Origin of the sequence: Virgisporangium aliadipatigenens (genome assembly GCF_016863615.1) — a bacterium.
In the GTDB taxonomy this organism is placed as follows: Bacteria; Actinomycetota; Actinomycetes; order Mycobacteriales; family Micromonosporaceae; genus Virgisporangium; species Virgisporangium aliadipatigenens.
The window spans coordinates 1-10568 of sequence record NZ_BOPF01000003.1 but is presented as its reverse complement, the minus strand read 5'-3'; the positions used below and the strand labels follow the sequence as shown (position 1 = coordinate 10568).

The 10568-nt window shown below is 69.7% G+C and carries 8 protein-coding genes; 4 read left to right on the top strand and 4 right to left on the bottom strand.

The window, feature by feature from the left end; genetic code table 11:
* The first annotated feature begins 1222 nt into the window (after nt 1–1222).
* On the top strand, nt 1223–5503 hold the full coding sequence (locus Val02_RS04290) for a LamG-like jellyroll fold domain-containing protein (RefSeq protein WP_203897566.1): 4281 nt from the start codon (nt 1223–1225) through the stop codon (nt 5501–5503).
* A 352-nt stretch (nt 5504–5855) separates the two neighbouring features.
* On the opposite strand, the gene Val02_RS04285 is transcribed toward Val02_RS04290, so the two are convergent.
* Both Val02_RS04285 and Val02_RS04280 read right to left on the bottom strand, forming a co-directional pair.
* The gene (locus Val02_RS04285; RefSeq protein WP_203897565.1) at nt 5856–6890 is read right to left on the bottom strand and encodes a DUF2461 family protein; all 1035 of its coding nucleotides are present in this window, start codon (nt 6888–6890) and stop codon (nt 5856–5858) included.
* Nucleotides 6891–6949: 59 nt separating this feature from the next.
* Complete coding sequence (locus tag Val02_RS04280; RefSeq protein WP_203897564.1) at nt 6950–7297, bottom strand: VOC family protein; 348 nt, start codon at nt 7295–7297, stop codon at nt 6950–6952.
* Nucleotides 7298–7412: 115 nt separating this feature from the next.
* Here Val02_RS04280 and Val02_RS04275 point away from each other — a divergent pair, with 115 nt between their 5' ends.
* A complete protein-coding gene (locus Val02_RS04275) occupies nt 7413–8396 on the top strand; it encodes an RNA polymerase subunit sigma-70 (protein WP_203897563.1) in 984 nt (327 codons plus the stop codon).
* 3 nt (nt 8397–8399) lie between these two features.
* On the opposite strand, the gene Val02_RS04270 is transcribed toward Val02_RS04275, so the two are convergent.
* Complete coding sequence (locus Val02_RS04270) at nt 8400–8843, bottom strand: SRPBCC family protein (protein ID WP_203897562.1); 444 nt, start codon at nt 8841–8843, stop codon at nt 8400–8402.
* 10 nt (nt 8844–8853) lie between these two features.
* Nucleotides 8854–9420: an SRPBCC family protein gene (locus tag Val02_RS04265; RefSeq protein ID WP_203897561.1), complete on the bottom strand. Its 567-nt coding sequence runs from the start codon at nt 9418–9420 to the stop codon at nt 8854–8856.
* Between the two features lie 87 nt (nt 9421–9507).
* On the opposite strand from Val02_RS04265, the gene Val02_RS04260 reads away from it, so the two are divergent.
* A complete protein-coding gene (locus Val02_RS04260) occupies nt 9508–10374 on the top strand; it encodes a helix-turn-helix domain-containing protein (RefSeq protein ID WP_203897560.1) in 867 nt (288 codons plus the stop codon).
* On the top strand, nt 10371–10568 hold a 198-nt coding region (locus tag Val02_RS04255), incomplete at its 3' end, for a YciI family protein (RefSeq protein WP_373317856.1). The genes Val02_RS04260 and Val02_RS04255, both read left to right, overlap by 4 nt.

The following is a 10568-nucleotide window of genomic DNA, read 5'->3' as shown; positions in this document are numbered from 1 at the left end:
ATCGGCCGCGACCCTGCCGGCAGCGAGATCGTTGGTCGACGCCAACGGAATCGGGGCACAGTCACGCCGGCCCGGAGCGGTAAGAGCACATTCGGGGACCGCGGCGACCTTCAGCCGAGCCGCCCACGCACCCCCGTACGCCTCCTTGAACCCGCCGTAATCGACCTCGACCGCGACCCGACCCGCTTCGGCCCGTCCATCGGTTCGGCCGAGCCGGATCAACGGACCCGCCACCCGGCCGCGCTCGGACGCGGCCCGGTCGAGGACCTCGACCCGCATCCTGCCCACAGGCGCAACAGTTTCGGCACGCGCGCCGCGGGCAGGGTCGGTGGTCAGCGCACGCAGCCACACCGGCGTGGTTCCGGCGCGGACCTTACCCGCCGCACCAGCCCGACTGGCCTCGGTCGCGGCGACTGCCGGGGGTGCGGCGGCCAGGTCGACATCAGCGGACTGCGCAACCGGCCACGCGACCGCGGCCGGCGCGGTGACCGCGACGGCGGCGTCCGGATCGACCGACGGTGGAGAATCCGGCAGGTCCCGGCCCGGGACCGACGGCTCGACCTGTTCCGGCGGCGTGTAACCGGGCGCGGCCAGCGCCGGAGGCGCACCGGTCAGCACGACGGTCACCACTGCGGACAGCACGACTGCCGCCATTGCGCGGCACCGCTGCGGGTATCGCGAGCGGCGTGACGGGATCGGTGGCAGCGACGGGATCGGCACGGACTTCCCCCGGATCTCAGCAAGCCAAAACGGCCGCCTACGACAGCCGCAGGCGAATCATTCATTGCCACGAACGAATACGCAAGGGGACTTGTTCAATACTCTCAGCATCCCTAAGATTCGCCGCGACGCGCGGCGAAAGGAGGGACGTCGAGCGCTCTGAGCCGGGAAAACGCCATACCGGAAAACGGTTTTCGCCGTCAAGGTGAGGTATCCCTCTTCCGCTACCTCGAAGGGTGGCATGACGCCCGTGTCCGTCAGCAAAAAGCGCGTCCGCGCAACCGCGACACTTATTGTCGGCATTCTTACTGCGTTTCTCATCACCGGCGATATTGACAGTGGTAACTCACGGAGCGGTACTGTCATACCTCGGCCTCCGTCGCGAGCCGACGCGCCGCCGGTCAAGAACCCGGACGACGTCGCCACCGAACGGGCCTTCACGACGGCGAAGCAGACCGGCCGACCCGTAGAGCTGACACACCGTGGGTCTGCGGACGCTGAGGTGTACGCGAACCCGTCCGGCACCACCACGGTCCACCAACACGCGGTCCCGACCCGGGTGCGCCGTGACGGCGGCTGGGTGCCGATCGACCCGACGCTGCGGGCGACCGCCGACGGTGTACGGCCGGTTGCCACACTGCCCGACCTGCGTTTCTCGCCCGGCGGCGACGGCCCTGCCGTCACCCAGTCCAAGGACGGTGTGCAGTACCGCCTGTCCTGGCCGGCCCGGCTACCCGTGCCCCGCCTCGATGGCGACACGGCCACGTACCCGGAGGTGCTGCCCGGCGTCGACCTCCAACTACGCGCACTGCGCGACGGCTTCTCGAAGATCCTCGTCGTGAAGGACCGCGCCGCTGCCGACAACCCGGCACTGGATGTCCTCCGCTTCAGCGTCGACGTGCGTGGCGGCACGATCCGGTCCCGACCCGACGGCGGCCTCGTCGTCGCTGACAAGAAGGGAACCTCGGTCTTCGCCAGCGACCCCGCAGCGATGTGGGACCGCCCACAACCCCCACCGGGACATCCTGAGGTACCGCAGGACGACTACTCACCCCGGCAGCAGGCCGTCATGCCCATCCGGTTGACCGACACGAGCCTGGAGTTCAGCCCCGATCTCGCTCTGCTGCGCGGGCCGGACACGGCATACCCCGTCTACATCGACCCGTCCTCGCACGCCCTGGTCAACTACCACTGGACCCACGTCAACAAAGCCAACCGTGACAAGTCCTACTGGAACTCCTACCGAGACAACGCACGGGTCGGCTACTCCGGCTGGTACGACGCCCCGAACTACACGCCGTGGCGCACCTTCCTGATGTTCCACACCTGGAACTGGTACGGAAAGAACATCCTCAACGCCCGCTTCTCCATCGACCTCGACCACTCGGCTTCCTGCGACCCGACCGAGGTCGACCTCTGGCACACCGTGACCATCCACGCGGACACGCCCACCACCTGGAACAACACCGAAAACGGCTGGTACGGCGGCGACCCGATCGGCTACGCCCTCGGCAACGCCAACCAGGCGGGCGGCTGCGCGGGCGGCAACCAGCCCGACATGAAGCTCCAGTTCGAACACTGGAAGATCACCAACGTGGTGTCACGGGCCGCCGCCGGCGAGTTCGGCAACGTCATGTCCCTCGGCCTGCGCGCGCCCAACGAAGGCGACGAGTACCAGTGGAAGAAGTTCCACGGCTGGTCGGCCGTGCTGAGCGTCGAATACAACACGCCACCGACCGCCCCGGCAGAGCTGAACACCGTGCCACCCAGCACCTGCGGCCCCGCACAGGCGCCCACCCGACTCGGTGCGACGATGCTGACCCCCGGGTTCAGCGCCCACCTGCGTGACGACGACGCCAACCTCGTCACCGGAGAACTGCAGGTCCTCGCCGGTTCCAGCGACACCGTCGTGTACCCGGCCAATGGCGACACCGCGAAAACCACGAAGATCGCCCGGGCCGCGGTCGCTGTCTGGCCCCCGGTACCGCTCGGCGTCCTGCGCCCGAACGTCGTCTACTCCTACCGGGCACGCACCAACGACGGCACCGCATCCGGCGCCTGGACAGACCGCTGCTACTTCATCGTCGACGATGTCGGACCCGGCCAACCCGCCATCGAATCGGCGGACTTCCCCGAGTGGACACCGATCCGCGACACCGGCGAACTCGGCACCGTCACCTTCCGGCGCCACACCACCGACACCGACATCGCCGGGTTCCAGTACGGCTTCGACGCTGAACAACTCACCGGTTGGATCCCCGCCGACCCGGCGGGCCAGGCCCAGGTCCCGATGACGCTGTGGCCGAAACCGGGCACCGGACTGCCCGAGGCCGAGTTGTACGTGCGGGCGGTCGACTATTCCGGCAACCTCAGCCCGGCCGCCGGCCCCTACCGCATGCAGGCCAACGACACCGGACGCCGACCGCCCGGCGTCACCGGTGATGTCAACGGCGACGGCAAGGGCGACGCCACCGCCATGTTCGCCTACGGCGACGACCGCCTGCGCGCCTGGACCGTGACCTCGGCCGGCGACGGCTTCCACACCTCCTACGTCGGCTGGGACACCGGCCGTGACGGCTCGTCGTTCGTGTCGATGCGACCGGTCACCGGCGACTTCAACGACGACGGCCTCGCCGACCAGGCCATCTTCCGCCAAGACCCCGACGGACACATCCGACTGTTCATCGCCCACTCACACGGCCACCGCCTCGACGTGTTCGGCGACCCCGTCTGGACCAGCCCCACGGCCGATCGATGGACGCTGGCCAACCTCAAAGTCACCGCCGGGAACATCGACGGTGTTGGTGGAGACGACCTCGTGGCACTCTCCCGCACCGACAACGGCGCCTGGACCGCATTCGTCTGGACCGCCGCGACCGGACACACAACCAACCAAGTCTGGTACGCCGCCGGGGCGAACCAGCCGTGGGGCAGCATGACCGCACTCGTCGGCGACTTCGACGCCGACGGCCGCGCCGACCTGGCCACCGTCGCCGGCATCAACAACACCCGCATCGACATCCACACCTACACGTCCACGGGCACCGGTTTCGCAACCCCCGCACTGCAATTCACATCGGGCGGCGCAACCGACCCGGCCCGCCAGTACGACTTCCAGCGCAGCACCTTCACCGCCGGCAACGTCGACGGCGACACCACCAACGGACACGGCCGCGACGACATCATCGCCCTCATCAGTGAGGACAGCAGCCAATCCCGGATCATCACCTTTTCGGCAAGCGGCACCGGATTCACCGACGCGAAGTGGTGGCCGGCCGAAGGCCCGTCCGCGAGCTTCGACAGCCGCACCGCGATGTTCGGGACCACCGACCTCAACGGCGACCGCAAAGACGACCTCACCATCTTCACCGACTGTTGCACCGTCGGGAACAAGGAACTCTGGACCTTCACCTCCACCGGAACAGCGTTCGGCGATCAGCACCGCAGCCAGGAGATCACCGTCACGGACAAACGCCCGACCCAGGCCCGCTGGCGCTTCGACGATCCGGACGGCGCCTCCGGCCCCGGCGGTCCGCTCAGCCGGTTCCAGGACGACCACGGAACGCACCAGGTAACCACCGCCGGCGGACCGTCCCGACGCCCCGGACACCGCGGCGGACAAGACGACCAGGCCCTGTCCCTCAACGGCACCCAATGGGCAGCAACCGCAGGCCCCGTCGTCCGCACCGACCGCAGCTTCACCGTCACCGCCTGGGCCCACCTCGACGCTCCGACGAACGGCGCCTGGCGCCCCGTCATCGCGCAGGACGGAGAACACATCAGCGCCTTCACCCTGCGCGCCAGCGGCGGCAACGCCTGGGCATTCTCCATGGCCACCAACGACACCACCACCGGCGGCTACATCGACCTGCAATCCGACGTCCAGGTCACCACGCAACGCTGGACCCACCTCGCCGGGGTCTACGAGGACCGTACCGGCGAGATGCGGCTGTACGTCAACGGCGTCCTCGCCGGCAGCACCACATTCCCCGGCGGCTTCCACGCCTACGGACAACTCCACATCGGGCGCAACAAGGAACACGACGGCTACAGCCACTGGGCTGGCGGCGTCGACGACGTCCGCACGTTCAACCACGTCAAAACGCCTTACGAAATCCTCGAACTCGCCAACCGCCAACCCGACGCGCACTGGAAGCTCGGCACCGCCCACCAAGGCACCGACATCATCCGTGGCACGAACCTCACCATCTACGGCCCACCGGCACCCGACAAGGACCGTGTCGCACGACCCGACGGCGCCCTGCACTTCGACGGCACCACCGCCCAATACTGCGTAACCGCCGACCCCGTCATCCGCGGCAACAGCAGCTTCACCGTCGCCGCCTGGCTCAAACTCGACGCCACCGGCGGCACCCAATGGCGCGGAGCGGTCAGCCAGGACGGCAACCGCGTCAGCAAATTCTTCCTCCGCTACGCCGCACCGAACAACGAATTCGTCTTCACCCTCGCCAACGAAGACCGCGACGGCGCCCCACACACCAACCTCCACGCACCCCGCCCCGCCGCGGCTAGCGTCTGGACCCACGTCACCGGCGTCTACGACGCGCCCAGCCGCACCGCATGGATCTACATCAACGGCGAAGAAGCCAACAGCGTCACCGTCCCCAACACCATCACCTCCACCGGGCCCGTCAACATCGGACGCGACAAATACGACGGCATCACCCACAGCCACTGGACCGGATCCATCGACGACGTCCGCCTCTACAACGCCGCCCTCGACGCCAACGAAATCCGCACCCTCGCCGCCACGGCGCCCTAACCAAGCGACCGGGGGTGGAGTGCAGACACGATCGCACTCCACCCCCACACGGCGGAGACGCCACGCGCGGGAACTGTCGACCAAACCGGACAGACAGACACGAACAAGCCCGTGCTTCGCTAGTTGGTAGGACCGGGATCCGTCCCCTGCGCGCTGGACTAACCGCCGGTTCTGCGACGTCGGGCACTCTGACACTGATGGCGCCGGGCGACTCGGAAGCCCGGTGGCGAGCCGCCGGGGCACCGTGACCGGCCCTCCTGCCCGCGTGCGGGTGTCGGCACGGCCTCCGTCACACGGTGCGCCCCGGGCAGCTAGTCGTTCCAGACGGGTGGCCCGGGTCGTTTGTCACCGTTCAGTCGGCTTGCCGCTGGTCGGTTGTCGCCATTACCTCGGTCATCCACTGCTGTACGGGGGCGAACGGTGCGAAGCGCTCTACGCACCATTCGACGAACGTGCATGAGGTGATCTCGGCCGGTTGCGGAAGTCGGCGCGTGATGTGGAAGCTGTCTCGTACGGCGTACTGTGCCGCGGGCGCGGTCGGATCGAATCCGGCTGGTGTTCGCCGGCGGTTCGGTTCGCTGAGTTCGGCTCCGTCGGCCAGTAGCGCGGTGACCTGCCGGTCGAGCGCGACGATTCGTCCAGTGTCGTGCAGGGCCGTTCGGTACGACTCCAGCGCGGCGCCGGTGAGGCCGATCGCCCCGGCGCCGAGGTGCACTTCCGCCGGGGCGATCCGCAGGATCAGCGCAGGATCGCGGCGGGGTCCGCCGGTTCCTTCCCAGAACGCGAAGTCCACGTGGGCCTTGTACGGCGGGCGGTCCCGTGCGAAGCGCAGGTCGTTCGCGATACGGAACAGGCTGCCGCCGACGCGTGGCTCCGCCCGCAGCTCGGCCGAGACGCGCCGGCGCAGGACCGGGCCGATCGCCGCGACGAACGCCTTCGCCGGTTCCAGCAGTTCCCGCCGGTAGACGTCGTGGTGGGCGTCGAAGAACCGTTTCGTGTTGTCGTGTTCGAGGCCGGCGAGGAACTCCAGGCCGTCGCGGCCGAATCCGGCGAACCCGCCGGTGTGCTCCTGCCCGCCGGCGTGCTTCCTCGCCTCCTCCAGCAGGGCGCGCCATCGTGGCCGGTCCGGCCGGGGCAGCGCCACCCACTCGCGGAACACCCGCCCGGCAGGTGCGAACGGCTCCCCCTGCCCGGCGGCCACGAGTGCGGCGACCCGTTCGGCGGGCAACTTCACCAGCAGCGCGCCGGTGCTGCGTTCGAGGGAGGCAAAGAACCGGCCGCCGAGCCGCACGCACGCCATGCCCATCATCGTGGAGCGCCGTACCGCCGGGTCGGCGTACATGGGCTCGACCAGTTCCCAGAAAAGATCCTCGCCTGTCTGTCGCATGGGCATCCTCTCCTCGGCGTAGGGCCGGGCCGCGATCGCCCGCGGCCCGGCGGTGGTGCTCAGGCGGCGGGAACGAACAGTGCGACGTGCCCGTCGCCCGGGTCGGCGACGACGACGGAGGTGCCGGCCGGGCCGGTCGTCCGCGAGCGCACCACCCGGCCGCCGAGTGCCACGGCCTGTTTCGTCGCGGCGTCGAGGTCCTCGACGACGACGTACGGCACCCACCGGCCGGCCGGCACCGGGCCGCCGGCGGAGACGCCGGCCCACGGCTGCTGCCCGTGGGTCAGCCAGGCGGTGTAGTCGCCGGCTCCCGGCCCCACCTGCCACCCGAAGAGGTCCCGGTAGAAGTCACCGACCTTCCCGCCGTCGTCGGCGGTCAGGTCGAACCACACAAACGGTGCACCCATGTCAAGCCCTTCACATCCGAGGGAACGGAGCCGAACCGGCCCCGCCACCACTGACTGATCCCGACGCGGCGCGCGACTCATCGGTCCTGTCACACCCGGCGGTTACGGTGTCCGGATGAGTGTGGAAGCGGGCACCGACCCGCTGGTGGCAGCGGCGCGTGGCGGTGACGCGGAGGCGTTCCGGGCGCTGGTCGCGCCGCACCTGCGCGCGTTGCACCTGCACAGCTACCGGATGCTCGGCTCCTACTTCGACGCCGAGGAAGCGGTGCAGGAGACGCTGCTGCGCGCCTGGCGGGGGTTCGGCGGGTACGAGGGCCGGGCACCGCTGCTGCACTGGCTGTACCGGATCACGACCACGACCTGCCTCAAAATGATCCACAAGCGGTCCCGCGAGCCGGTCACCACCACGGTCGACGTCGCCTGGTTGCAGCCCTACCCGGACGCCCTGCTCGATCGGCTCGCCGACCACGACGCCGATCCGGCCGCCGTCGCCGACCGGCGCGAAAGCGTCGCCCTGGCCTTCATCGTCGCGCTGCAACTGCTTCCCGGCACCCAACGCGCGGTGCTGATCCTGCGCGAGGTGCTCGGCTGGAGCGCCCAGCAGGTCGCCGAACTGCTCGGCACCACCGTCGCCGCCGTCAACAGCGCGCTCCAGCGCGCCCGCGCCACCCTCGCCCAGGCCCACGGCGGCCTTTCCCCGGCCGGCACATCCGCCCGGCCAGACGACGCGGAGCAGCGGCGGGTCGTGGCGGCGTTCGTGCGCGCCTGGCACGCGCGCGACATCCCCGCACTCGCCGCGCTGCTGCGCGACGACGCCACCCTCACCATGCCACCGCAGGCCATCGAGATCATCGGCCGCGACGCGGTCGTCGAGTTCTTCGCCACCGTTCCCGCCGACGGGCGGCTGGACCTCATCCGCCTCGTCCCGATCGCCGCCAACGGTCACCCGGCACTGGCCGCCTACCTGCCCGACGACACCGGCGACTGCCGCGGATACGGGATCATGGTCCTTACCGTCCAGGGCGACCGGATCGCCACCGTCACCGGCTTCCCCGACCCGGCCCTGTACCCGGTCTTCGACCTTCCGCCCGCCTACTGAGGATCAGGGCCGTTCCTCCAGGATCCGTTTCAGGTTCGCCAGGTCCTTGCGGTTGGCACGGCGCATCGCCGCCGCCATCATCGGCGCGCTCATCCGGGCGAACCCCGCCGGCTCGCCGCGGTTGCGCAAGGTCATGCGCGTGCGGTGCGGGTCGAGCGGCTGCCACGTGTAGGTCGTCTCCATCGGGAACGGCCCCTGGGCGGTGCGCATCACCAGCCGCTCACCGTGCACGAGTTCCGCCACCTCGTACGTGTACGCCAGCCGGCGACCGAGGAACCGCGCCACGAAATCCATCCGCGACCCCACCGCCACCGGCGCGGGCGTGCGCCACACCACCGACTCGATGTTCACGTACCACTGCGGCGCGTGCGAAGGCTCTCCCGCGTAGGCGGCGACCTCCGCACAGGGGCGCTCGATGACCACGTCGGTCAGCACGTCGACAGCCACAACAACAGTCCTACACCTCCGCCCGCCAGCACGGGGGCGACGTCGCCGAGGGACCGGCGGGCCGTCCGGCGCGCAGTTGCCGCCGCTTGCGTGGTGACGGCGTGCCGGTCTCCGCGACATGGCGCAGATCCTCGGCCAGGTGACGGGCGGCACGGCGAGCCTGCGCCAGGATGACCCATCTTCCGAGCAGGCCGAGCGGCCCACGGGTATCGAACCGGGCACGCAGGCTGACCCGGCACCTGGTCTCATCCATCGGCGTCACGCTCCAGGTGTTACGGGCCAGCGTCACGAACGACGGCATGCCACCCGCCTCGTAGGTGAGCGTGCGAGCCGCGTCGTCATAAGCGACAAGGGTTTCGGTGATTCGTGGAACGAGCCGAAGGCCGGTGTCGCAGACGCGACCGGCGGCCGAAGCGCCAGCCGCCGGTACCCGCGTGTCTGCGGCGTCACGCGGCACGGCGGTCGAGGTGACAACGGCGGTGGACCACTCCCCGATCCGGGCGAAGCCGGGGCCGATGACCTTCCACACCGCGTCCGCCGGTGCGGCGACGAGCAGGTCGACAGAGATCTCAGACATGCCGCCAGCGTGGGCCGGCAGCAGGCGAACTGGCGATTCCCGCCGAGGGAATCGCCACCCACCGGTCGGGCTGCCACACTCGCTGCCATGACCTCGCCGGCCGGCCCGTTCGGGACGAGACTGCGGCAGTGGCGCCTGCACCGCGGACTGAGCCAGCTGGGCCTGGCCGGGCAGGTCGGCTCGACCGGGCGGCACATTTCCTTCCTGGAGACCGGCCGGTCCCGGCCCAGCAGGCAGATGGTGCTGCGCCTCGCCGATGCGCTCGATGTGGGCCGTGCTGACGCCAACGACCTGCTGCACGCCGCCGGGCTGCACGCCGAGTACCCCACCGTCCCGCTCGACGGTGCCGACCTCGCACCGTACCGGGCCGCCCTCGATCGCATGCTCACCGCGCACGGGCCCTACCCAGGACTGCTCCTCGACGGGCACTGGAACGTCGTGGCCGCCAACGACGCCTGCACGGCGTTGTTCGGCCCGGCGATAGTGGGCAGCAACTTCGTCCGCGATGCGCTCACCGACGAGGCCGCCGCCGCGCTGGTCGTCAACTGGCCCGAGGTCGCCTGGGGCGGCGTCGACCGGCTCCGTCAGCACCAGCGGCGCCATCCGTTCGACCCGCTCCTACGCGAACTCCTCGCCGCGGCCGAGACCGCCCTCGCCGACGTCCCACGGCCCGACCCGCCTGCGCCGCAGATCCTGGTCTGTCCCTGGTTTAACGTCGGCAACGAGACCATCCGCACGATCGGGATGGTCGCCCGGTTCGACCATCCCGCCGAGACCACCCTCGACGACATCCACGTCGAACTCATGTACCCGATGGACGACACCGCGGAGCGATTCTTCCGAAACCGGGCCGCAGCAAGAAACCACGCGCACGATGTCGAGAACGGCGACCGCGGCTCCGACCTGACGCCGACGCTCCACCGAGAGAGCACACAGCGGAAGGAACCCGAATGAAGTACATGATCATGATGTTCGGCGGGCTGGGAGCCACCCTCGCCGACCGCAGCCCCGAGTGGATCACCGGCATGCAAACCACCATGATGCGCATGGACCAGGAGCTACGCGCCTCCGGCGAGGTCGTGGAGAGCAGGCACCTCACCGACCCCACACAGGCCACCACCGTCCGGTTCGTCGACGGCGCACCCGCT